Origin of the sequence: Selenomonas sp. oral taxon 137 str. F0430, assembly GCF_000183625.1 — a bacterium.
GTDB lineage: Bacteria > Bacillota > Negativicutes > Selenomonadales > Selenomonadaceae > Centipeda > Centipeda artemidis.
The window spans coordinates 249,276-272,946 of the sequence record NZ_AENV01000015.1 but is presented as its reverse complement, the minus strand read 5'-3'; the positions used below and the strand labels follow the sequence as shown (position 1 = coordinate 272,946).

The 23,671-nt window shown below is 58.8% G+C and carries 23 protein-coding genes and 2 pseudogenes; 22 read left to right on the top strand and 3 right to left on the bottom strand.

Going from position 1 to position 23,671, the window contains the following annotated elements:
* Positions 1 to 28: 28 nt before the first annotated feature.
* From HMPREF9162_RS11530 to HMPREF9162_RS11480, 11 genes and pseudogenes are all read left to right on the top strand, one after another.
* Positions 29 to 721: a hypothetical protein gene (locus HMPREF9162_RS11530; RefSeq protein WP_071530719.1), complete on the top strand. Its 693-nt coding sequence runs from the start codon at positions 29 to 31 to the stop codon at positions 719 to 721.
* A 343-nt stretch (positions 722 to 1,064) separates the two neighbouring features.
* Entirely contained in the window at positions 1,065 to 1,526 is a 462-nt protein-coding gene (locus tag HMPREF9162_RS11525; RefSeq protein WP_009439310.1) for a pyridoxamine 5'-phosphate oxidase family protein, read from the top strand.
* A 31-nt stretch (positions 1,527 to 1,557) separates the two neighbouring features.
* Positions 1,558 to 2,463: a PhnD/SsuA/transferrin family substrate-binding protein gene (locus tag HMPREF9162_RS11520; RefSeq protein WP_009439504.1), complete on the top strand. Its 906-nt coding sequence runs from the start codon at positions 1,558 to 1,560 to the stop codon at positions 2,461 to 2,463.
* Entirely contained in the window at positions 2,463 to 3,842 is a 1,380-nt protein-coding gene (locus tag HMPREF9162_RS11515; protein ID WP_009439452.1) for a histidine kinase, read from the top strand. Before HMPREF9162_RS11520 ends, HMPREF9162_RS11515 begins: the two co-directional genes overlap by 1 nt.
* Positions 3,839 to 4,492: a response regulator transcription factor gene (locus HMPREF9162_RS11510; RefSeq protein WP_009439301.1), complete on the top strand. Its 654-nt coding sequence runs from the start codon at positions 3,839 to 3,841 to the stop codon at positions 4,490 to 4,492. The genes HMPREF9162_RS11515 and HMPREF9162_RS11510 overlap by 4 nt, the downstream gene beginning before the upstream one ends.
* 141 nt (positions 4,493 to 4,633) lie before the next feature.
* Positions 4,634 to 5,962, top strand: a complete 1,329-nt coding sequence (gene glpT, locus HMPREF9162_RS11505) for a glycerol-3-phosphate transporter (RefSeq protein WP_009350782.1) — start codon at positions 4,634 to 4,636, stop codon at positions 5,960 to 5,962.
* Positions 5,963 to 6,127: 165 nt separating this feature from the next.
* Entirely contained in the window at positions 6,128 to 6,442 is a 315-nt protein-coding gene (locus HMPREF9162_RS11500; protein WP_009439284.1) for a hypothetical protein, read from the top strand.
* A 107-nt stretch (positions 6,443 to 6,549) separates the two neighbouring features.
* Complete coding sequence (gene mnmE, locus HMPREF9162_RS11495) at positions 6,550 to 7,935, top strand: tRNA uridine-5-carboxymethylaminomethyl(34) synthesis GTPase MnmE (RefSeq protein WP_009439350.1); 1,386 nt, start codon at positions 6,550 to 6,552, stop codon at positions 7,933 to 7,935.
* Between the two features lie 386 nt (positions 7,936 to 8,321).
* Positions 8,322 to 10,213, top strand: a pseudogene (mnmG, locus tag HMPREF9162_RS11490) (tRNA uridine-5-carboxymethylaminomethyl(34) synthesis enzyme MnmG).
* A 210-nt stretch (positions 10,214 to 10,423) separates the two neighbouring features.
* On the top strand, positions 10,424 to 10,732 hold the full coding sequence (locus HMPREF9162_RS11485; RefSeq protein WP_254655397.1) for a type II toxin-antitoxin system RelE/ParE family toxin: 309 nt from the start codon (positions 10,424 to 10,426) through the stop codon (positions 10,730 to 10,732).
* Complete coding sequence (locus HMPREF9162_RS11480) at positions 10,729 to 11,040, top strand: helix-turn-helix domain-containing protein (protein WP_009439516.1); 312 nt, start codon at positions 10,729 to 10,731, stop codon at positions 11,038 to 11,040. Before HMPREF9162_RS11485 ends, HMPREF9162_RS11480 begins: the two co-directional genes overlap by 4 nt.
* 205 nt (positions 11,041 to 11,245) lie before the next feature.
* Here the strand turns inward: HMPREF9162_RS11480 and HMPREF9162_RS12110 are convergent, their stop codons facing one another.
* Entirely contained in the window at positions 11,246 to 11,980 is a 735-nt protein-coding gene (locus tag HMPREF9162_RS12110; RefSeq protein ID WP_009439522.1) for an alpha/beta hydrolase, read from the bottom strand.
* A 45-nt stretch (positions 11,981 to 12,025) separates the two neighbouring features.
* Positions 12,026 to 12,337: a putative lipoprotein gene (locus HMPREF9162_RS11785; RefSeq protein WP_009439293.1), complete on the bottom strand. Its 312-nt coding sequence runs from the start codon at positions 12,335 to 12,337 to the stop codon at positions 12,026 to 12,028.
* A gap of 245 nt (positions 12,338 to 12,582) precedes the next feature.
* Between HMPREF9162_RS11785 and HMPREF9162_RS11465 the strand changes: the two genes are divergently transcribed.
* From HMPREF9162_RS11465 to HMPREF9162_RS11455, 3 genes are read left to right on the top strand one after another with little or no spacing between them, the layout of a single operon-like run.
* Complete coding sequence (locus HMPREF9162_RS11465; protein WP_009439294.1) at positions 12,583 to 13,575, top strand: HlyD family secretion protein; 993 nt, start codon at positions 12,583 to 12,585, stop codon at positions 13,573 to 13,575.
* The gene (locus HMPREF9162_RS11460; RefSeq protein WP_009439469.1) at positions 13,565 to 14,479 is read left to right on the top strand and encodes an ABC transporter ATP-binding protein; all 915 of its coding nucleotides are present in this window, start codon (positions 13,565 to 13,567) and stop codon (positions 14,477 to 14,479) included. Before HMPREF9162_RS11465 ends, HMPREF9162_RS11460 begins: the two co-directional genes overlap by 11 nt.
* Before the next feature lie 4 nt (positions 14,480 to 14,483).
* Positions 14,484 to 15,590 (top strand): ABC transporter permease, encoded by a 1,107-nt coding sequence (locus HMPREF9162_RS11455; RefSeq protein WP_009439550.1) that lies wholly within the window; start codon positions 14,484 to 14,486, stop codon positions 15,588 to 15,590.
* A gap of 446 nt (positions 15,591 to 16,036) precedes the next feature.
* On the opposite strand, the gene HMPREF9162_RS11450 is transcribed toward HMPREF9162_RS11455, so the two are convergent.
* Positions 16,037 to 17,077, bottom strand: coding sequence for a low specificity L-threonine aldolase (locus tag HMPREF9162_RS11450; RefSeq protein ID WP_009439450.1), 1,041 nt, complete (start codon positions 17,075 to 17,077; stop codon positions 16,037 to 16,039).
* A 158-nt stretch (positions 17,078 to 17,235) separates the two neighbouring features.
* Between HMPREF9162_RS11450 and HMPREF9162_RS11445 the strand changes: the two genes are divergently transcribed.
* The 8 genes and pseudogenes from HMPREF9162_RS11445 to HMPREF9162_RS11410 all read left to right on the top strand — a co-directional run bounded on the left by HMPREF9162_RS11445 (position 17,236) and on the right by HMPREF9162_RS11410 (position 23,585).
* Positions 17,236 to 17,658: a hypothetical protein gene (locus tag HMPREF9162_RS11445; RefSeq protein ID WP_009439534.1), complete on the top strand. Its 423-nt coding sequence runs from the start codon at positions 17,236 to 17,238 to the stop codon at positions 17,656 to 17,658.
* A 220-nt stretch (positions 17,659 to 17,878) separates the two neighbouring features.
* Entirely contained in the window at positions 17,879 to 18,355 is a 477-nt protein-coding gene (locus HMPREF9162_RS11440; protein WP_009439333.1) for a hypothetical protein, read from the top strand.
* Positions 18,356 to 18,396: 41 nt separating this feature from the next.
* Entirely contained in the window at positions 18,397 to 19,737 is a 1,341-nt protein-coding gene (locus tag HMPREF9162_RS11435; protein WP_009439535.1) for a sodium:alanine symporter family protein, read from the top strand.
* A gap of 66 nt (positions 19,738 to 19,803) precedes the next feature.
* Positions 19,804 to 20,769, top strand: a complete 966-nt coding sequence (locus HMPREF9162_RS11430; protein WP_037350677.1) for a D-2-hydroxyacid dehydrogenase — start codon at positions 19,804 to 19,806, stop codon at positions 20,767 to 20,769.
* A gap of 402 nt (positions 20,770 to 21,171) precedes the next feature.
* Positions 21,172 to 21,347, top strand: a pseudogene (locus HMPREF9162_RS12440) (alanine:cation symporter family protein); the annotation flags it as partial.
* Between the two features lie 137 nt (positions 21,348 to 21,484).
* Complete coding sequence (locus HMPREF9162_RS11420; RefSeq protein ID WP_009439462.1) at positions 21,485 to 21,925, top strand: hypothetical protein; 441 nt, start codon at positions 21,485 to 21,487, stop codon at positions 21,923 to 21,925.
* A 44-nt stretch (positions 21,926 to 21,969) separates the two neighbouring features.
* Positions 21,970 to 22,410 carry a hypothetical protein gene (locus HMPREF9162_RS11415; RefSeq protein WP_009439545.1) on the top strand — a complete coding sequence of 147 codons (441 nt, stop codon included), beginning with the start codon at positions 21,970 to 21,972 and terminating at the stop codon, positions 22,408 to 22,410.
* A gap of 719 nt (positions 22,411 to 23,129) precedes the next feature.
* Positions 23,130 to 23,585, top strand: coding sequence for a hypothetical protein (locus HMPREF9162_RS11410; RefSeq protein ID WP_009439359.1), 456 nt, complete (start codon positions 23,130 to 23,132; stop codon positions 23,583 to 23,585).
* The last annotated feature ends 86 nt before the right edge of the window (positions 23,586 to 23,671 follow it).

Here is a 23,671-nt window from a genome sequence, read left to right as displayed (position 1 = left end):
TTATAATATATTTGAATCAATATTTTGGATGTTTTGTTCAGGAAAGGATACCGTGATGAGAAAATTTAAGAAAACAATGGCACTTGGACTATGTGCCGCAACTCTGTCCACTGCTGTGCCTGCCTTTGCTGCTGAGCCTGTGCAGCGTACTCATGAGACAGGTACATGGGAGCCGTTTAAGCCGTCTTTGGATGGGGGCAAGCCTGTCATTTCTAAAATCCCTAAAGACCACGCATATATTCCAAAGGATACCGTTTTATCCGTTATTTTGACCAGTGAACTGACATCCAAAAGAGCTCGCAAAGGGGATATGGTTCCCTTGAAGTTAGCAGAGAATTTAATCGTCAATGGCGTGGTTGTTGTACCGGCCGGGGCGAAGGTGTTTGCGAAAGTCACACGCGTCACGAGATCCGGTATGTTTGGCCGTGCGGGAAAACTAGAGTTCACTGTGGATAGCGTAAAGGCTGTCAATGGCGTGGAGATTCCGCTTGAATACACTGCTGAGCGGAAGAGACACAACGATGGCGGTGCTGTTGCTGTCGTCGCTGTGGTCAGTATTCTCGGAGGTGCACTCATGAGGGGGGCAAATGTATCGTTTCCTGAGGGATCGGTTTTTGAAGCAAAGGTTGCGGCTGATACGGATCTCAACGTTACGATTGATGAACTGCCGGAAGCAATGAATCCGGAGAAACCGCACGGCGTCGCGATTACAATCCAATAGTTCTGAAAGGACTCTATTGGACGGTGCTCTAAATAATTGACCATGAAAAACCTCTTGCTGTAAAATAGAAAGAGCTGCAGCGGGAGGTTTTATTGTGCTGATTCTTGCAAGAATAGCAACAATCCAGTAAAATAAAATCGAGAGAGGACATGCTGTGGAGTGAGATTTGGATACTATTTCATTCCTGAAAAGGAAGGTGAGGCGCCGGAGTGATCCCCGGAGATGCCCAGCTTGCGGCTTACCGACTTAAATATGCCGTATTTCTGCAACGTTGAATGGTGATTGGTTCTATAGCCTGCCGCCGCGGCGGGCTGTTTTTCTGCACGATGAGAGGGAATCGAAAATGAGACGAAAAGACAGGGAGATGACGGAGGCGGAGGCGCGCGAGGTGCTGCGGCGGGCAGAGTACGGTGTGCTCTCGCTCGTGACGGCGGACGGCGCGCCGTATGCCGTGCCGATGAGCTATGCGGCGGTCGGGGACACGATCTATTTCCATGAGACGACGGAGGGCGGCGCGAAGATGGACTGCATGGCGCATGACAGCCGCGCGGTCTTTACCGCTGTGACGGATACGCAGGTGCTGCCGGATCAGTTCGCGACGATTTATTGGTCGGTGATCGCGGCGGGGCGCATGGAGGAGATCACGGAGGAGGCGGCAAAGACAGCCGCGCTCGAACATCTCCTCGTGAAATACAGCGCGGACTATATGCGGGCGGGGCGTCGCTACATCGCCGCGAATCTGCACCGGACGGCGGCGCTCTGCCTGCACATCGAGACGCTGACCGGGAAGGCGCGCAAGAAGTAAAGGCAAGGGAAAAGCCAAAGGAGGGGACGCGATGCGAGTACGGCAATATATCTTCGTCGGGGCAGTGCTGGCGGTACTCGCCGCCGTCCTCGTTCACACGCTCTCGGAGGAGCGGATACAGGTCTATTTTGACCGGGTGGAGGCGATCCCGGGGTATAAGATCGAGCTGCGCGAGCAGCCGCTGCGGATCGCGATGATCTCGGTGCTGAACCATCAAACGACGGACGAATATCAGCACGCGATGGTGCGCAGCATCGGGCGGCTCCTCGGGCGCCCGGTGCTCCTGCTGCACCGCCGCAGCTACGCGGAGATCAATCAGCTCCTCGCGCGCGGCGACGCCGACGTTGCGTTCCTGTCGAGCGGGGCGTACATGGTCTACGGGAAAAAGGAGGATGTCCGCCTGCTCGCGATGCCGGAACGGGACGGGGCGAACCGCTATTTTTCGTACATTATCGTTCCGCGCACCTCTCCCGCACAGGCGCTGAGCGATCTGCGCGGGCGGCGGTTCGTCTATGTCGATCCCCTCAGTTACTCCGGCTACATCGAGCTGCGGGCGCGCCTGCGCACAATGGGCGAAGATCCCGAGCATTTCTTCGGCTCGTACTACTTTACCTACAGTCACGACGATTCGCTGCGCGCCGTCGCGGACGGGCTTGTGGACGGCGGCGTCATCGCGAGTCTCACCTATGACTATTACCGCGTGAATGCGCCTGCGATCCTCGATAAGATCCGCCTGCTTGAGGCGCTGCCCGGCAGCGGGATGGGCCCCGTCGTCGCGCGCCGCGATCTGAGGGATGCGGACGCGGTACAGGAGATTTTGCTCCATCTGAATGAGGATGCCGAGGCAAAAGAAGCGATGCAGCATCTGCTCATCGACCGCTTCGTCCCGCCGCAGCCCGAGCTTTACCCGCAGTTTTCACCGGAAGAGGGGATCTGATGCGCTGGTTTGCAAAACTCCGCATTGCGGGGAAACTGACCGCCGTCATGATGGCAATCGTGCTCCTCTTTGCACTCCTGACGGGGTTGCTCTTTTGGTCGACGATCTCAGACGTCATGCGCGCATCGCTTGAGCGGCGCGGCACGAGCGTCGCGGTCGAGGTGGCGGAGCTGAGCAGCGAGGCGATCCAAACGGGCAATCTCTTTGCCCTCGAAGAACTCATTCACACGACGAAGCGCAACAACGATTTCGTCGCGTACATCTTCCTCCTCGACGAGCAGGGGCGCGTCATGGCGCATACGTTCTCGAAGGGAATGCCGCTTCACCTGCGCGAACTGCACCCGGCGGCGGGCGAAGAACCCGACGTCATGGAGATTCGCACCGACCGCGGGCGCATCCGCGACGTCAGTGCGCCCATCGAGGGCGGCGCGTTCGGCACGGTGCGCGTCGGCGTGAGTGAGGACGCGCTCGCGGGTCTCTTGAAAACGAATCTGTTCAAGCTCAGCGGCATCACGCTCGGTATCCTGCTGCTCGCGATGCTGCTCATTTTCCGCCTGTCCGAAATCCTCACGCGCCCGCTCTTTCACCTCATGGAGCGCGCCGAGCACATCTCAAAGGGGCATTTCTCCCCGCGCAGCATTGCGCTCTCCTCGTCGGACGAGATCGGACGTCTCGCGAACGCCATGAACCGCATGGAGGAGCACCTGAAAGAAGGCGCCCGCGAGCGCACCCGCCTGATCCGCCACATCATCACCGCGCAGGAGGAGGAACGCAAGCGCATCGCGATGGAGCTGCACGACGAGACCGGGCAGACGCTGACCGCGCTCCTCTTCTCTCTGCGCGCGCTCGCCAACGAGACCGCGGATGAAAATATGCAAAAGGCGCTCCTCGCCATTCGCGACGAGACCGCCGATACCCTGACGAAACTCCGCCGTCTCGCCGTGGAGCTGCGCCCGCCCGCGCTCGACGAGCTCGGCATCGAGGCGGCGCTGGAAAAGCTCGTCCACGACTACCGCGGCGGCGATGCGCCCGAGATCACACTCTCCTGTCGCATCGAGGGCACGCTCAGCGACGTCGAGAGCCTTGCCGTCTACCGCATCGTGCAGGAATGTCTCACGAACATCATCCGCCACGCAGGCGCGACGCGCGCACTCGTCCGCCTGGACGTCGGGGAGCGCATCACCCTGTGGGTCAAGGACAACGGCGTCGGCATCACGGGCGAGCGGATGCGTGCCGCACGCCGCGAGAACCACATGGGCATCTACGGCATCGAGGAACGCGTCCGCCTGCTCGCGGGACGCATGGAGATCGGCAGCGAGCCGCCCGACTGGGCGACCGTCTACCGCATCGAATTTCGCACAAAGGGGGCGCGCACATGATGAACCTGATGATCATCGACGATCACCTCTTGATCCGCGCGGGGATCAAGCTCCTGCTGAAGAACGCGCGCGACTACCGCGTCACCGCCGAGGCGGGCAGCGCAGAGGAAGCGCTGACGCTGCTCGCGGAGACGCCCGTCGACCTCGTGATCCTCGACATCTCCATGCCCGGCATGGGCGGGCTTGCCGCCATCCGCGCCATCGGCGCGCAGTATCCCGCCGTGAAGATCCTCGTCCCCAGTATGCACGAGGACGAGGAATACATCTACAAGGCGATGCAGTCGGGCGCGATGGGCTATCTCCCAAAGACCTCGGCGGACGACGAACTCTTCGACGCCCTGCACGCCCTCGCCGAGGGACGCCGCTACCTCAGCCCGAACGCACAACAGTCGCTCCTCGCTGCCATGTTCAGCCGCCCCGGGGACGCCGAGGAAGACCCGCGCGCACGGCTCACCGAGCGCGAGAAAGAGGTGTTCGACCGCCTCATCCGCGGCTACACAGTCACCGAGACCGCAGAGCAGCTCCACCTGAGCGGCAAGACCGTCGACACGCACAAGACGCACATCTACGAAAAACTCGGATGCAGCCGCCGCAGCGACCTCGTCGCGCTCGCCATCCGCCACGGACTTTTACAGACACCGGGCGTATAGTCCCATCAGAATTTTCCTGATGCGGGGGCGGAATTTTTCTCTGAAAATCTGATGAAAAAGAAGAACTTTGCCGATGGTCTCCCGATTTTTCATTCTGTATACTAATTACAGATGAAAAACACACAAAGGAGATGAAGCGGCATGTCCATCTTTTCCCCCGCACCGCATATCGAGCGGCTGCCCGCGCACCTCGTCGACGAGCGGTACAAATCGATCCGCCGGCAGGTGTTCCTCGGCACATTCATCGGCTATGCGACATTTTACCTCATCCGCAAGAATTTCAGCCTCGCGATCCCGTACATGATACAGGACTACGGCTACTCGAAGGCGGATCTCGGCATTGTCCTCACCATGCTCTCCGTCGCGTACGGCGTCAGCAAATTCGTCATGGGGAACATCTCCGACCGGTCGAATCCGAAGTATTTTGCGACCGTCGGACTTCTCCTCAGCGCGCTCGTCACCCTCGCGTTCGGCGTCGTGCCGGGCGTCATGACCAGCATCCCCATCATGTGCGCGCTGAGCTTTATGAACGGATGGTTCCAAGGCATGGGCTATCCCCCGTATGCAAAGACCATGGTCACATGGTTCTCCCAGACCGAGCGCGGCGCGTGGTGGTCATGGTGGAACGTCTCGCACAACCTCGGCGGCGGGCTCATCGCGCCGCTCGCGACCATCGGCATCGCCATCTTTGGCACGTGGAACAGCATCTTTTTCTTCCCCGCGATGATCTCCATCGCGCTCGCGATCCTCACCTTTTTCCTCCTGCGCGACACGCCCCAGTCCTGCGGACTGCCGCCCATCGAGGAGTACAAGAACGACTACCCGAAAGAGCACGGCGCCGTCATGGAGAAGCAAATGACGGCAAAGGAAGTGCTCATGAAGTACGTCCTCAAGAACAAACTCCTCTGGTATCTTGCCATCGCGAACATCTTCGTCTACTTCATCCGCTACGGCGTCGTCGACTGGGCGCCGACCTACCTCGCTGCCATCAAAGGATTCAGCAAGGAGAGCTCGCGCTGGGCGTACTTCCTCTATGAATGGGCGGGCATCCCCGGAATGCTCGTGAGCGGCTACCTCAGCGACCGCGTCTTCCGCGGACGGCGCGCGCCCGCGACCATGATCTTCATGGCGCTCGTCATCGTCGCCATCCTCGTCTACTGGTTCAACCCGCCCGGCAATATCCTCGTCGACAACCTCGCCCTCATCGCCATCGGCTTCCTCATCTACGGTCCCGTCATGATGATCGGCCTGCAGGCTGCCGACATGGTGCCGCGCGTCGCAACCGGCGGCGCCACAGGGCTCACCGGGCTCATGGGCTACATCGTCGGCTCTGCGTTCGCCGGCGTCTATATGGGATTCGTCGTCGATCACTTCGGATGGACGGGCGGCTTCATCAGCCTCCTCACCTCCTGCGTCCTCGCCATTTTCTTCCTGTTCATGACCATGGGCGGGAAAAGGGCAAAGGCATAAAATCTCCCTCCTTTATAGAAAAGCCGCCGCATCTTAGTGGAAAAGCTAAGGTGCGGCGGTTTTGTGCTGTGAGGACGGCGCATAAAGCATCGCTGAAATATTGCGAGGGAATGTGCTATAATCAAATATATAAGGTCGGTGCAACCATGAAAGGGGACGAAGCATATGAATCATCTTACGCCCTATGAACTGGGATTTATGGTAGGAACCGTGTTCGGGGACACTGCGGTCGGCACGGGCGTTATGCTGCTGCTCAATGCAGCGCTGAAAAAATTAGGAAAATGCCAATCGTACCATACGATTCTCATCGTCATGGTTCTGTTCCCGATGAACTGTATGGGGCTGTTTCTCTTTGGCGTCACCCTATGGAACGGACTTCATGCCGCGTTTGTGGTACTGATCCTGGTCGTTGCCGCATGTGTCTCTATCCTGTATATTGTGCGCCTCTTGTGGAGGAAAATAACCGCGGAGCGGGATTGAAGGACTGCGTGGCGATGCTTGCAGTTTGGGCGGGGCGGCAGTATAATGTGCACAGGAACAGCGCAGCCGCGGGCTGCTTTTTTTGACGATAGGGTAAAGGAGCTATGATGCGAGGAGAGCGCGATACCATCAGTCAGATCGCAACGCCGCCGGGGGCGGGCGGCATTGGAATCGTCCGTGTGAGCGGGGCGGATGCGCTGCATGTGGCGCGCGCGGTGTTCCGTCCTGCACGCGGCGGGCGGCTTGAGGGCATCGAGCCCTATACGGCGCGCTACGGGCATATCACAGCGGCGGACGGTACGGTGATCGACGAGTGCGTGCTGCTCTATATGCGCGCGCCGCATTCCTACACGGGCGAGGATACCGCAGAGCTCCAATGCCACGGCGGGACGCTCGTTCTGCGTGAGGTGCTGCTGCGCACATGGGAGGCGGGGGCAAGACCTGCCGAGGCAGGCGAATTTACAAAGCGCGCCTTCCTGAATGGGCGGCTCGATCTCTCGCGCGCCGAGGGCGTGATGGAGCTGATCTCTGCAAAGAGCGCGCGTGCGGTGCGTGCGGCGCGGGAGCGTATGGCGGGGGCGCTCGCGGAGAAAATTGCGGGGATCCGTACGCGTCTCCTCGGGGCGATCGCACACATCGAGGCGGGGATTGATTTCCCTGAGGACGATATTCCGGAGGCACGAACAGGGGCGCTCGCGGCAGATATCGCAGCGGCATCCGCGGATGTCGCGCGGCTGCTCGAAGGGGCGGATGCAGGACGCATTCTGCGCGAGGGGATGAAGACCGTGATCGTCGGGCGGCCGAACGTCGGGAAATCGAGTCTCCTCAACGCCCTGCTCGGCATGGAGCGTGCCATCGTGACGGATGTGCCGGGGACGACGCGCGACGTGATCGAGGAGCAGATCGTGATCGAGGGAATCCCTCTGCGTCTGCTCGATACGGCGGGACTGCGCGCGGCGGAGGATGCCGTGGAGCAGATCGGCGTCGCGCGAACACAGAGGCACCTCGCCGATGCCGAGCTTGTCCTCGCCGTCTTTGACGGGGCGGCTCCGCTTACGCCGGAGGACGAGGACTTGATCGTGCGTCTCCGGAACTGCGCGGCGGAGATGATTGTCCTCTGCAACAAGGAGGATCGCGATTCTGTCCTCACAGCGGCGGATTTCTCGATGCTCGATGCGCCCGTGCTCGTTATCTCGGCACAGGCTGGGACGGGGCTGGACGACCTGCGCCGCGCGATTGCGGAGATCGTCCGGCGGATGGAAGGAGACCTCGGTGACGGCGCGCTCCCGAACGTGGAGCGCGAGACGGAGGCACTGCGCCGTGCGGCAGAGCATCTGCAGGCGGCGCAGGAGACGCTTGCGGGGGACATGGGCACAGACTTTGTGTCCATCGACCTGCACGCCGCGTACGAGATCCTCGGCGAGATATTGGGCGAAACGGCAGACACCGACCTCATCGACAAGATCTTCAGCGAGTTCTGCATCGGGAAGTAGGGACGCTTGACGAAATATATGTTGGATGGTAAAATAAGAGCATAAAAGGGGCACTGTCGACAAGCGATTGCCCCCAGAGCAAGTGAACGAGAATCCCGCCTACTGCTTGGAGATGCGAAGGCGGGGATTTCTCGTTTACGACTTAATCGCTACGATTAGCGCGAGGAGCAGCACAAGAACCGTTAGGAACTCATATATCTCCATACCAATCACCCCCTCTGAATATTGGGGGCGAGAATTGACCGCCTGCCTGTGACTGACAGTGCCTTATCGTAAGTATAGCAAAATGAAACATACCGTGCAAGTTTTACTTTGCCATGAGTATAGCCGTCCGCCGGGACGGATTTTTTCTTGTCTGAATCAACCGGAAAGTTTTGGAAGGAATTATGAACAGCACGACAGATTACGACATTATCGTCGTCGGTGCGGGGCACGCGGGTGTCGAGGCGGCGCTCGCAGCGGCGCGGCTCGGGCGGCGTACGCTCTGCGTGACGCTTTCACTCGACAACATCGCGATGATGCCCTGCAATCCGTCCGTCGGCGGCCCCGGCAAGAGTCACCTCGTGCGCGAGATCGACGCGCTCGGCGGCGAGATGGGCATCGCGGCGGACAGGGCGTCCATCCAGCGGCGTCTGCTCAACACGGGTAAAGGGCCCGCCGTCCACGCGCTCCGGATGCAGGCGGATAAATTTCTCTATCAGCGCATCATGAAAGAAACGCTCGAAAATACGCCGAACCTCGATGTGCGTCAGCTTCTTGTAACGGAATTGCTGAGCGAGGAGACGGAGGACGGCAGACGCGTCACGGGCATTTGCTGTGAGACGGGGGAGCAGCTCGCCGCGCGCGCCGTTATCCTAGCGACGGGGACGTACCTGCGCGGGCGCATCATCCTCGGAGAGACCATCTACGACGGGGGGCCGAACGGACAGCGTCCCGCGATGCAGCTCTCGGATTCTCTGCGCGCACTGGGGCTGAGACTCATGCGGTTCAAGACCGGTACGCCCGCACGCGTCGATGCGCGCACGGTGGATTTTGCGCGGACGCAGGTGCAGGAGGGGAGGAGAGCGCGCCGCCCTTTTCCTTTATGACCGAGGAGATGCCAAAAGAGCAGGTGCGCTGCTGGCTCACCTATACCAATGCCGCGACGCACGAGGTCATCCGCGTGAATCTCCACCGCGCGCCGATGGCAAACGGCGTCATCGAGGGCATCGGGCCGCGCTACTGTCCCTCCGTTGAGACGAAGATCGCGCGCTTTCCCGACAAGGAGCGGCATCAGCTCTTCCTCGAACCCGAGGGGCTGCATACCAATGAGCTGTATGTGCAGGGGATGTCTACAAGTCTGCCGACCGACGTGCAGGAGGAATTTCTCAGGACGATTGCGGGGCTGGAGCACGCACGCATCATGCGCCCCGGTTACGCCATCGAGTACGATTGTTTTGACCCTCTTGGACTCGAACCGTCACTTGCCGTCAAAGGCGTTGCGGGGCTCTATAGCTGCGGACAGGCGAACGGTACGAGCGGCTACGAGGAGGCGGCGGCGCAGGGGCTGATCGCGGGCATCAACGCCGCGAGGGAGATTGCAGGCGAGGAACCTCTCATCCTCGGGCGCAGCGACGGCTACATCGGGGTTCTCATCGACGATCTCGTGACGAAGGGAACGGAGGAGCCCTACCGCATGATGACGAGCCGCGCCGAGTATCGGCTGATCCTGCGGCAGGACAATGCCGATCTGCGTCTGACGCCCGTCGGGCACGAGATCGGGCTCGTGAGCGATGCGCGCTGGGCGAAGTTTACCGCGAAACGCGACGCCATCGAGGCGGCACTGCATCTCCTTGAGACGACGAAACTCACGCCTGACGCGGCGACGGAAGGGCGGCTTGCGGATGCGGGACTTCTCCCTCTGCGCACGCCGATGAATCTCGCCGCGCTCCTGCGCCGCGAGGGCAGCTACGACGTGCTCGCACGCATCTTTGACCTCCCAATACTCGCGGACGATGTGAAGGAAGAAGTCGAGATCACCGTGCGCTACGACGGCTATATCCGCAAACAGCGGGAGCAGATCGCGCGCATGGAGCGGCTCGAACGGCGCCGTATCCCGGAAGAGATCGACTACGCCGCTATTACGAGCCTGCGTCTTGAGGCGCAGGAAAAACTCGCCGCCGTTCGTCCGCACTCCATCGGGCAGGCGTCCCGCATCAGCGGTGTGTCGCCGGCGGATGTTTCGGTGCTGCTGGTTTATCTCGAGAAGTTGACGCTCACCGCGGAAACATCCCGATAAAATTGTCACCAAACGACGAATCCCCTGAGAGTGTGGGCGGCACTTTCGGGGGCTTTTTGTATATGCACTTGTAGTCAGGAATCGTTACTTGGATAATGTAAAGAGAGCTTGACAGGCGATAACATATGAATTATCTTGAGGGAAGAGAGAAGGGGAGACGGGTGCATCAAATTATCATTTACGTCGATAGGAACGGGAAGTCGCCTCTGCTTGAACATAGAGTCATTAGAAAATGATGGCAGCAAGGACAGCCGCATCAAGCGCACCAAAATCCGCGCGTATGTGAAGGCTCTTGCGATGAATGGCACACGACTTCCCGAAACATATTGCCAACACCTAGAAGGAGAGATTTGGGAACTGCGCCCCATAAGGGATCGCATCTTATTTGCAGGCTGGCATGACGGCGCATTTGTCCTGCTCCACAGTTTTGTGAAAAAGAGCCAAAAGACACCGAAGAGAGAAATAGAGCAAGCCGAGCGCGAATTGGCGGATTTCAAAGCAAGGGAGGGACAGGCATGAACTGCACCAAAGGCGGATTTCCCATATGGGATGACGATTTCGACCGCGCGCATTATACGGCGGAGGAAATCGCGGAAAGCGATATGCAGGCAGCGCTGATTACGGCACTCGTCAACGCGCGTGAGGAGAAAGGCATCAGTCAGCGTCAACTCGAGGAGTTGACGGGGATCAAACAACCGCAAATCGCGAGAATGGAGCGCGGGGATGCGAACCCGCAGCTTGGCACACTGCTCAAGGTATTGGCGCCGCTTGGGAAAACGCTTGCTATCGTCCCACTTTCCGGTAACCGCATGAGTGTCACGAATTGACATCTAGTGTCACGAATCGACATCTATTGTATATGTAAAAGCCTCCGTATAGGGTGTCCGTACGGAGGCTTTTGATATTGTGTAAATTATGCAGGATTCGGTTCCGGTATCGGTTCGCTCTAGTCGTGCAGCGTCTCAGGTGCGATGTCGATGATGCCGCCCATCCATGTCACGACGCTATAATCGATATAGACGGCGCGATTGTTTATCTCAGCTGCGCATCGACAAACTGCCGGATCTCCGCGTCCATCGCGGCGGATTCGGGCAGCTCGGGCAGGAGGAGCGTCCAGTCGTGCGACATATGCGGGTAGATGGTAAACTGCACGGGGACGCCCGCGGCCGTCGCGTGTGCCGCGAGGAGCGCCGCGTCATCGAGGAAGAGTTCGTCGCCGCCCGACGTGATCAGCATGGGCGGCAGCCCCGTGAGGTCGGCGCAGACGGGGGAGATGTACGGATCGGTGACGGGCGCATCCTTACGATAGGAGGGATGCGCAACCTCGCCGCCGAGGCGGACGTTCTTTTCGCCGAGCACCTGATCCTTCGGGATGTTGTTCATATGCGACGGCAGGTCGCTGCCGAGATAACCCCATGGCGATATGAGGATGGCCGCCTTTGGCAGCGGCATGTTGTTGTTGCGCAGAGAGAGGAGCAGCGCTGCGGCGAGGTTTCCGCCGGCGGAGTTTCCGACGAGCACAATCTGCTGCGGATCGGTTCCCGCTTTTAGAATTGCGCGATATGCGGTCACGGCATCCTCAAGCGCCGCAGGATAGGTGTGCTCGGGTGCGAGACGGTAATCCACGGAAAAGAGCGTGCCGGCGTCTGCGAGATCGCCCTGGTGCAGTCCCCAGTCGCGGTAGCGGTCATGCAGACCGCCGATATAGCCGCCGCCGTGGAGGAAGAGGACGGTGCGGTCGATGAAGGTCTTGAGCGCGCCGCTCATCGTGTGCCAGTAGACGGGCGTGCCGATGACGATGGTATCCGCCTGCTATGTCGCCGCAAGAACGTCGGTGAGCCGGTCGTCGTCATAGTGCTGGCCGAGCTGGTAGATTTTGTAGTCGTTCAGAAAGAGCGTGTCGTGCGGAACGCCGGCGAGGAACGCTTCTCCCATCTTGTACGTATTGCCGTTTGGGTCACGGCTTGTGTTGATGAAGAGTACTTTCGTTTTTAGCGCAGGGGGAGCCGACCAGGCATTTGCCGTCGCATGTTGTGCCGGCACATCGGCTTCCTGTGCAGAGCCGCAGCCCCCAGCGCTGAGCAGGAAAACCGCCAACACGAGCAGAGTGAGCATCTTCTTCATGGTGCATGCTCCTTTCGGGGAGTGCTGTAAAAGCTTCTGCATCCATTGTATGACGCGTACCTCGTGCTGTCAATCATGAAGCGTGGTTTAGCATGTATAGGCGTATATATAATATGTTGATCCGCGTATCTAATCGAAAATTAGTGATTACCCCGTAGAATCGTATACTATAATATTTTCTATTAATTCAGCAATTATTATACCAACAACAGAGTATATTTATCGCCCTAGAAAGGATGAACCGGATGAAACTAAAACACATACGTATTGCGCTCATTCTTATCGCGGTCATCATACTGTCTGTGATCGCCTACCGCTCTTACAGTGCGCAGACAGCACGGACGAATCTCCTCACGGGCACAGTTGAAGCAACGCGCATCGACATCAGTGCGAAGGAGAGCGGAACCATTGAGGAGCTGCTGCTCGCGGAGGGGATGGAGGTACATCAAGGGGATATTGCTGCACGCATCCGGCGCAACGATCTTATGGCAGCACGGCTGCGGGATGAGGCGGCACTTGCGTATGCACAGGCACATCTCGACCGTGCGGTGCACGGCAGCCGGGCGGAGGATATCTCTGCGGCGGCGGCACGCACGCGGGCGGCACGCGCGGCAACGGATAAGGCGGCGGCAGACTATGAACGTGGGGCACAGCTCCTCGCGGAGGGAGCGATCGCACCGCAGGCATTCGATGCCCTGCGTGAGGAACGGGAGGCATCCGAGGCAAATCTGCGCGCTGCCGAGCAGCAGGAAGCGCTTCTCAAAAATGGCAGCCGCCCCGAGGATATCCACATGGCCGCCGAGGATGTGAAGCGACAGCAGGCGATCCTCGCGATCGACGACGCTGCGGTCGGCGACCTCACGGTCAGCGTACCCGCGGACGGTGTCGTCCTTACGAAGAACTATGAGCCGGGTGAATACGTCCGTGCGGGCGCGGCGCTCGCGACCATCATCGACCCGCAGGACGTTTGGGTGAAGGTTTATGTGACGACCGACGTCCTCGGCGATCTGCGCATCGGGGATGCGGCGCTTGTCTACATCGACGGCCGTGCGGAACCGCTCAACGGGACGATCAAGGAGATCAGCGATGCGGCCGAGTACACACTGCGTCAGAGCATCACGAAGGACGAGCGTGCCAATCTTGTCTTTGCGGTTAAGGTCGCGGTGCACAACGAGGACGGCGCGCTGAAGCCGGGCATGCCGGCTGATGTAGATTTGGACTGGCATCATGCAAGATAAAATATCCGAAGGCGCCGTCATCGAGACGCACGACCTCACTCGCGTATTCGGCAGCTATACGGCCGTCGATCGGCTGAACCTTACCGTGCGGCGCGCCTCGATCTTTGGTTTCATTGGGTCGAACGGCTCGGGAAAATCCACCGCGATCCGCATGATCTGCGGGCTGCTCTCCCCGACGCACGGCACAGCGCTCGTCCTCGGCTGCGATACAGCCGTACACCCTGAACGGGTGAAACAGTCGATCGGCTATATGTCGCAGCGCTTCAGTCTCTATGAGAACCTTACGGTGTGGGAGAATATGATGTTCTACGGCGGGCTCTACGGCCTTGCAAAAGAGGAGCGCCGATGCCGCTGCGCGGACGTGCTCGCGCAGATGCAGTTGGTTGAAAAGCGGGACGTCCTCGCAGGCGGGCTCTCGGGCGGGCAGAAACAGCGTCTCGCACTCGGCTGTGCGATCCTGCACCGTCCGGCACTGCTCGTCCTTGACGAACCGACGTCTGCCGTCGATCCTACGTCGCGGCGGCTCTTTTGGAACCTGCTCTCGGAGATGGCGGGCGGCGAGGGCACGACTGTCTTTGTCACGACACATTTCATGGACGAGGCGGAACACTGCGATGAGATCGCCTTTTTACAGGCGGGGCGCAAGATTGCCGCGGGTTCGCCCGCCGAGCTCAAGGATGAATTGCCGGCGCGCCTGTTCGTTTTGCCCTATGAGAGCACGGGAGAGGCGGAGGCCGCGCTGCGTGCGGCACATGCGCAGTATGACGAGGTTTATGTGTTCGGACGCCAGGTGCGTGCGCTCATCCCAAGGGGCGCGGAAGTGCCGTCGGAGGTGCAGGCACAGCCCGCAGCACTCTCGATGGAGGATGTCTTCATCTATTACGACCGACAGCAAAGGGGGTGAGGAGATGATGCGCATTGTTGCGCTCCTGCGCAAGGAGCTGATACAGATGCGGCGTGACACCATGACGATCGGTGTGACCTTCCTTCTGCCGCTCGTCTATCTCATCGTGTTCGGGATGGCAATCAGTACGGATGTGAAGCATCAGTCGACCGTCGTGTTCGACCAGTCGCGGAGTGAGGAGAGCCGCAGTTTCCTTGCGGCCATGACGGCGAGCGGGTATTTTGACCTGCGCTATATCGCCTACAGCTATGAGGAGCTTGATGAGCGGATTCAAAACGGGGATGCACGCATCGGCATCGTTTTCCCGCCTGATCTCACGGCGGAGGCAAACCGGGGGCGGACGGTGCCGATTCAGGCGATCGTGGACGCTTCCGACTCTATCGGGTCGACCTCTGCGATCGCTGCGCTTACAGGGCTCGGCATACACGTCCGACCCGTTGCCGCGCGCGGCACACCGGCGATCACGCCCGCGTACGATGTGCGCATCCGTGCGTGGTACAACCCGGATGCCGTCACCGCCTACTACATGCTGCCCGCGCTTATGGGCATCATCCTCAGTCTCACGATGGTGCTCATGACCTCAATGGCGATCGTGCGCGAGCGCGAGACAGGCACGCTGGAGCAGCTTCTTGTCACGCCGCTGCATGTGTGGGAGCTGCTCGTTGGAAAGATACTGCCGTACATCGCCCTCGGCTATATCCAGGCAACCGTCTCGATCATCGTTGCGCTTGCTGTGTTCGGCGTACCGCTGCGCGGGAGCATTCCGCTCCTCTATGCGCTCACGACCCTGTTCCTGCTCGCCTCCCTCACGATGGGACTCATGATCTCCTCACTCGCGCGCAGCCAGTTGCAGGCGGGGCTTCTCAGCCTCGCGACCCTCCTGCCCGCCGTTCTCCTCTCGGGATTCATGTTTCCGCGCGATGCCATGCCGGCGATTTTTCAATACATCAGCCTCGCCATCCCCATGACCCACTACATCGAGATCCAGCGCATGATCTTTCTCAAGGGCGGCGGCATCGCCGCGCTCTGGCATCAGACCCTCTTCCTTGCGGGCTTTACACTCCTCTTTTTCGGCGTCGCCGTCCGCAAGTTCAAGCGCTCCGTCGGGTGAGGGCTTGACGAAGCTCCGGGGAAAAGCTATAATGAGCATAGAAAAAGGCGCTGCCGGCAGACGGTCAGCCCCAAACACTTAATCGGGAAGAACCCCGCCTAGAGCTGGAGACTAGAGGCGGGGATTCTTATGCTCGTAACGCTACAATGCAAATTGTAACGAGGAAAACCAACGATAAAAAATCGTAGAGCTGCATAAGCATCGCCCCTCTCTAGGGGCAAGATTCGACCGCCTACCGCTGTGGCAGCGCCTGTACACATTATATCAGTGGAAAGACACGCATGCAACGTGTCTTTTTGTTGTGTGGGAAAACCGCAAAGCGGCGTTCTATAAACGTGCAATAAAATTATCGCAGGGGACTTCCTCCCCGGGGAACGGTACAGGATAGCGTGCTGCTGCCGCACGGTAGTTCCGGTGGTGTGCCTCCCATTCAGAAAGCCCAGTGTTTACAGTACTGCGATCAGCCGGTCGACATCCTCGGCGCGCGTCGCCCAGCTCGTGGCGATGCGCATGACGGTCGTCTCGTCCGAGACCTTCTCCCAGAAATCGATCTGCACATCGCGTTCGAGGCGTTCCCGCTCCGCGGAACTCAGCACGAGGAAAATCTGATTCGTCGGCGTTTCCCATGCGAACCGATAGCCGCGTTCCCGGAGCGCTGTACGGATGCGGTCGGCGCCAGCGATCGCGTGCGCTCCGCAGCGCCGATAGAGATCGTCCGTGAAGAGCACGTCGAACTGGATGCCGAGCAGGCGTCCCTTCGCGAGAAGCGCGCCGCATTGTTTCACGATGGAGAAGAAATGCGGCACCGTTCCCGGCTGAGGGAAGACGACCGCCTCGCCGATGAGCGCGCCGCACTTCGTCCCGCCGATGTAGAACACATCCGTCAGCCGCGCGATGTCCGGGAGCGTCACATCGTTCGCGCCGCAGCCGAGCGCGTACGCCAGGCGCGCGCCGTCAAGGAAGAGCGGCACGCCGTGTGCGCGGCAGATTTCGCTGATGGCGGTCAGCTCCGCGCGCGTGTAGAGCGTGCCGTACTCCGTCGGGTGCGTGACATAGACCATGCCGGGCATCACCATGTGGTCGCGGTTCTCATCGTCCGCATAGGCCGAAAGACACGCAGCGACATCCTCCGCCGTGAGTTTCCCGTCCACGGCAGGCAGCGCGAGTACCTTGTGCCCGCCGCGCTCGATCGCGCCCGCCTCGTGCAGCGCGATGTGGCCCGTCTCTGCCGCAACGACGCCCTGATAGGGGCGCAGCATCGCCGAAATCACCGTCATGTTCGTCTGCGTCCCGCCTGCGAGGAAGTGGATTTCCGCATCGGGCACGCCGCACGCTGCACGGATTTTTTCACGCGCCGCCTCGGAAAATTCATCGCAGCCGTAGCCCGCCGCCTGCACCATATTCGTCTCGACGAGACGCTGCAGGATCGTCGGGTGCGCCCCCTCCATATAGTCCGACGTAAAGCCGGGACGATTCGTTTTACTCATTGGTATTCCTCCATTCCATGCGTTCATTATACGGTGCTGCGAAGCAAAACACAATGCTGCTCGCTCAGCAAATTCTTACTTAAACTCTATGTGAAAAATTCCGATGATATGATCAAAGGAAGCGAAAAATTTGCAGGAGCGCGAAAGGAGGGAAAACGATGGAATTTGAAAAGCTGTATCCCGGACGCGGCGCGCGTGCTGTGGCAGCGACGGCGACGTCTCCCGTACGCCGCACCGCGCAGAGCGAGGACACGAGCGACACATTTGCGCGTATGCTGCAAAATATGCGCGAGGCGAAGCCCGCCAACAGCCGCAGCCGGGAGGACGCCGAGGGCGATACCGTCGTCACGCGGATCCTCGCCGACGGATCGGTCGTCGTGCAGATCTTCCGCGAGGGAAAGCTCATCTCGGAGAATATGACGCGCGGCTCCGATCCCGAGGCGGGCAAGGAAATCCTGAGCACGCAGGTTGAAACGATCGCACAGAAAGCGGACGAAGCCGTACAAAATCCTCTGCTCGCCTCACGCGCCGCACAAGGCGCAATGGGAGCGGCGGCAGCCGTGATGAACACGGTAATGTAAATCGCAAAAGCCAACAAAGACCTCTTATCCGATGACCGGATAAGAGGTCTTTTGTACTTATTTAGACGTATGAAGACGCGTATGATGGATACATTAACTTTAACGACATATAAATTATAAATGGTATCATAACATTCTACAAAGCAAGACTTAACCTATATCCCCGATACTATTTACAAGATGCACAGAATAATCGCATCCGTGAAAGGAGGAGACCTTGATGGTACTTGACAAAATTGATGTCGACCGCATTGTATCGCCGGTGAAACCGGTGCAGCGTGCTGCCCAGAAAGGCACTTCGGGCGCATTCGAGGATGCCCTGGAGGATTTTAGGCGCTCTAAGCCTGCGGAAACGAATCATTCCGCCGAGGCGGAGGGCGATGCCGTCTTTACGCGTCTCCTCACGGATGGTTCGGTTCTTGTGCAGGTTTACCGTGGGCAGCAGCTCATATCGGAGACTCACATGCGCGGGGCGAATGCAGCCGCGCAGCGCCGGCTCTTGCGCAGCATTGCGGGATACCCGTACCCGGATACCTCCCCGGGCGTGCGTCCCTGCTTGCCTCTCGCGCAGCACAGGGCGCAGGCGCCGTTGCCGCACTGGTCAATAGGGCGGTGTAGTGCCGACGATCAAAGACCTCTTATCCGCTTGCCGGAGAGAGGTCTTTTTGTATACCTGGACATTCGCGCCAATTTTTGATACGATACACGCATATTTTCATTTTTTTGGAGGTATGTGCCATGGAATCCTTTCTTCCCATCCTAAATGCGATCGACTCCTTTCTCTGGGGCGCGCCGCTCATCGTGCTCCTTGTCGGCACGGGCATTCTGCTGACCGTGCGGCTCTCGCTGATCCAGGTCGTCCGTCTGCCGCAGGCGCTGCGCCTGATTCTCCGAGCAAAGAGCCGGGGGCTCGGTGACATATCGAGCTTTAAGGCGCTCTGCGTCGCACTCGCCGCGACCATCGGCACGGGCAACATTGTCGGCGTCGCCACGGCGGTGAAGGTCGGCGGCCCCGGCGCGATCTTTTGGATGTGGACGGCGGCGTTCTTCGGTATGGCGACGAAATACGCCGAGGGGCTGCTCGCCGTCAAATACCGCGAAACGGACGCGCGCGGCGAGATCGCGGGCGGCCCCATGTACTACATCCGGCGCGGCATGGGAGAGAAATACCGCCCGCTTGCCGCGTTTTTTGCCGCGGCAACCGTCCTCGTCGCGTTCTTTGGCATCGGCACATTCCCGCAGGTCAACGCGATCGTGGACTCGGTGGAGCTGTCGTTCGGCGTGCCGCGTCTCTATACGGACATCGCGCTGACCCTCGTCATCGCCGCCATCACGATTGGCGGACTCAAGAGCATCGCAGCGGTCGCGGCGCGCGTCATCCCCTTTATGGCGGCGCTCTACGTCGTCATCTGCCTCGGCATCATCCTCGCGCATCTCGGCGAGATCCCCGGCGCGATCGCGCTCATCCTTGATGGTGCCTTTACCGGAACGGCGGCTGCGGGCGGCTTTGCAGGATCGACCGTCATGATGGCGATGAAAAACGGCATCGCGCGCGGCGTATTCTCGAACGAATCGGGACTTGGCTCCGCACCGATCGCGGCGGCTGCGGCAAAGACCAACGAACCCGCCGAGCAGGGACTTGTCTCCATGACCGGCACATTCATTGACACCATCATTATATGCTCTATGACCGGACTGGTTCTTGTACTCACGGGCGCATGGAACGGGGACACGGCGGGCGCCGCCATGACGGGCGCGGCGTTCACGAGTTTTTACGGCACGGTTGGCGGCGCGCTTCTCACCGTCTCGCTCGCCCTTTTCGCATTTACCACAATTCTCGGCTGGAACTACTACGGCGAGCGCGCCGTCGTCTATCTCGCGGGGCGCGGCGGCATCCTCCCGTATCGCGTCGTCTTTATCGTACTCATCGCGCTCGGCGCATTTCTGAAACTCGAGGCGATTTGGATTCTCGCCGACATCGTGAACGGACTCATGGCGATCCCGAACCTCATCGCCCTGCTCGCCCTCTCGGGCGTCGTCGTCCGCGAGACGCGGAAATACATGGAAAAGCAGGACTGAGTGTGGGCACCGTCGAATCCTATTGAGAAGGAATATGACCGAAACAATCTCATAGGAGGACTGCGCATGAAGATCGTTGTTTTGGACGGATATACGGAGAATCCGGGCGACATCAGCTGGTCGCCCCTCGCGGCGCTCGGCGACCTCACGGTCTACGACCGCACATCGTACGACGAATCGCCGCTCATCCCTGAGCGCATCGGCGACGCCGAGATCATCGTCATCAACAAGACGCCGATTAGCCCCGCAACCATGGACGCCTGTCCGAACCTGCGTGCCGTTGCCGTACTCGCTACGGGATACAACACAGTCGACGCTGCCTATGCACGCAAAAAGAATATCGATGTCATGAATGTACCCGGCTACGGTACGGACAATGTAAGTCAGAATGCAATCGCACTCCTCCTCGAGGCGTGCTCGCAGGTCGGGCATCATGACCGCTCCGTCCATGCGGGCGAATGGACGTCCAGCATCGATTTTTGCTATTGGCAGCGTCCCCTCATCGAGGTCAGCGGCAAGACCGCGGGCATCATCGGACTTGGGCGCATCGGCAGAGCCACCGCGCGCGTCCTGTGCGCGCTGAACGTGAACGTCATCGCCTACAGCCGCACCGAGACGGACGAGGGGCGCGCCGTCGCGGACTATGTGCCGCTCGATACGCTCTTTGCGCGCTCCGACTTCATCTTCCTCCACTGCCCGCTGACGCCCGCGACCGAGGGGATCGTCGACGCGGCGGCGATCGCCCGGATGAAGGACGGCGTCATCATCGTCAACAACGGGCGCGGACAGCTCATCGTTGAAGAGGATCTCGCCGCCGCCCTCAGGAGCGGCAAGGTCGCGTGGGCGGCGGTCGACGTTGTATCCGCAGAACCCATCGCCGCGGACAATCCCCTCCTGCACGCACCGCACTGCATCATCAACCCGCACATCGCGTGGGCGACAAAGGAAGCCCGCGAACGCATCATGCAGATCACCGCAGACAACGTGCGTACATTCATCGAAGGCCGGCCGCAGAACGTTGTCAATCTCTGAAAACCCGTATGACGATCCTAAAAAAACAGCGTAAAAATTAAAAAGGATCTCGGCAAAAGATAGGAGTCCCTGATGGATGTAGAATATATCATAGGGGCAAGGATTGGCATTGTTGTGGCTCGGCGGGGTCTGATCCTTTTTGGGATCGGATTTATTGTGTTCTTTGCAAAATTTTGAGCATCGTTCTAAAAATAAGCAGCATTATGATAAGTGGAATTGGGGACTGTAACGAAATAGCGTTTTTCGCACTTTCGTTACAGTCCTTTTCTTATGCAATAAATACAGGGCTTCCGGCTGATATGTACCCAATCTTTGTTTGTAGTATTTCGTTACAGCCCCTTCTTTTTGTTGTGTTACAGCGGTAGGGAGGGATGATGGGCACGGAGGCATACGCCCCGGTAACGCCTCGTCTTTATCATGCGCATTGTGCTCGGCGCGTTCCTCAAACTCGAGGCGATTGGGTGTCCGCCGACATCGTCAACGGTTCCGGGGCGATCCTAAACCTCATCGCCCTGCTCGCGCTTTCGGACGTCGTTGTGAGGGAGACACGTGCGTATATGGAGCAGATGGGGCGGTGACGCGCGCTTTTCATGTCGGCACTTTATGTCGGAGCGGCATGCATGAGTGAGGGTACCATTTTTCAATTGACAGTGCCATGATCAAGGGATATTCTGAAGGAAATACCGTATGACCAGGAGCGGGGAGGGAGGTTCCCATGTGGGGAAATATTTTATGTATTCTGCTCGTTGCAGCGGGGACGTTCCTCTATGGTCGGCGGCTGTGCAGGTTCGTCGGCTATTATCGGGAAGGGCGGGTCAGCGGACGGAGGCTCTGTCGTATGGCGGGGCGGCTATACGGTATCGTCATCGTGCTGATTTTAGGCCTTTTGGATCCGCTGATCCGGACGGCGCCCTTTATGCAAACGGGGATGGCGAGAGGAATGCTTGTTTTTTGCATGGGGAGTGTAATTTTTATTGCATCGTATACGGATCGAAGGTATATTCGCTATTTGAAGCGGACGGATATGCATGATCTGCCTCCGATGGATGCGGAACATTATCGTTCCTACGGATATTTAATGCATGGGTTCTGTATATGGCCTATCGGGGGGCTCGTCATGCTGATCGGGATATTGATGGTCGCCGCATCGCTGTAGCTGTTCGTGAGAAAAATGTATCGCCGGGAGGAGGGATGCGCGCTATGTGGATGATTTTTGCGGCGCTTTGGTTATCTTTGTTTCTTGGAATGTCCGTCGGCCTCGGCCGGCTGACGTACCATGCGTGGACGGCGCAGCGGGAGGGGCGTGTCAGCAGGCAGGCGGTATGCTGGCTCATCGGGCAGACGCTTGCCGCGGGGATGTTGGCGCTATGGGGATTTGCCGCCGCTTTTATCCTGCCGCGACATTTAACGGATGTTGGGAGTGGATTGCTTACGTTCTATATAGGATGCACACTCTTAACTAGTTGGTACCCGGGCTGCCGGTATCGGCGCTATCTGAAAGGGCCGGACGTCGGTGCGCTGCCCCCGCCGGACGCACGGCATCGCTCCCTCAGTCTTTGGCTGACGTGCGGCACGTATTGGCTTTGTCCGCTGCCGCTCGGGATGGTCATCGGCGGCCTCTATACGTTTTTCACATCGTGAGATCGGCCTCAGTCCGAAAAGGATCCACGGCACAAAACCGCTGGCGCACGGATTCTTTTCGACAAATCAGAAAAAATGTTTGATTTTTAGCCGCGTATCGGCTATCATGTGCGTGGAACGTTCCTCGGACAGAGGCGGTGTCTTTCCCCCGAAAGGGGGTGATGGCAATGACTGTATTTGATGCGATAGTTTTACTGGTCGCGGCAACTGGTTACCTGCTCATCATACAAAAGAAATAACCGCCCTTCTCCCAGGTCGAGCGGTTATTTCTCTGTAAATAACGATTCGATTTTGGAAAGATGCCGCCCGGGGGCGTTCTTTCTGTGTCCATTATAGCAGATCGTACCGCTGCCCGCAAGTCCGCCGCAGGAAAAACGATCGTGCCGCGCGGATTCTTTCTATCGCGGCACGGCAGTCTATGTTATAATGGCGTCAATGGCTGCGGTTTAGTCAAAGGAGGCTGCCGTAGAATCTCCTCCCAACATACAAGTCGGCGACCGGTTCTTCAAAAAACTGCTGCTTATGCTTTTAACGGCGATTGCCTTCGCTGCTGTGCTCAATCATTCGTCTGCGGGCAGATACTCGACTACTTCATCTTTATGATGGGGCTGATCTCGATCGGTGCTGTCTTTATCTTTGTCGAATCGCCCGCGCAGGCGCTCGCCTGTACCGATCCTGTTTGGCTGACATGAGATACTATATTAAAAGAGGAAGCGCATATGAGCGAATCAGAAGTATATTTCATGCGCGCGCTGATTGCGGCGGTTGCCATTCTCTCGGGGCGCGCGTTTATTCATGTCCTGTATTGGCATCATAAGGGCGAAGCGAGTACGCCGTTGCTCTTTGTAATGTCGAGTATCTTTTGCGCGGTGATGATGGGGGTGATCCCCTATCTTGTGGATCTGTATTCCGGTATTGTTCTTTCATTTGTACATACAGATTTAGGGGGGAAGGTCTTTGTCTTCTATGTTTGGATGATGAACCTCATCCCGTGCTATGGGATTAGCGTCTATACGCGTTATTGGCGGCGTGTTTTGATTGATGGGCTGCTGCCGCGCGTTGACCGCAAGTACTTTGCGTTCCTATGGCGGTTGGAAATTCTCGCATGGGGCGTTCCCCTTTCGATGTTCGCCCTGCTTTATTTGTTGTGGCTGATCTGCACCGAGCAATTTTAGAGGAGCTATTAGTATTTGATTGGCAGCGTTCAAGTTCGAGTTTTCATGTACAAAAACCTATACTGGGAGAGGATATGGCTTGCTCC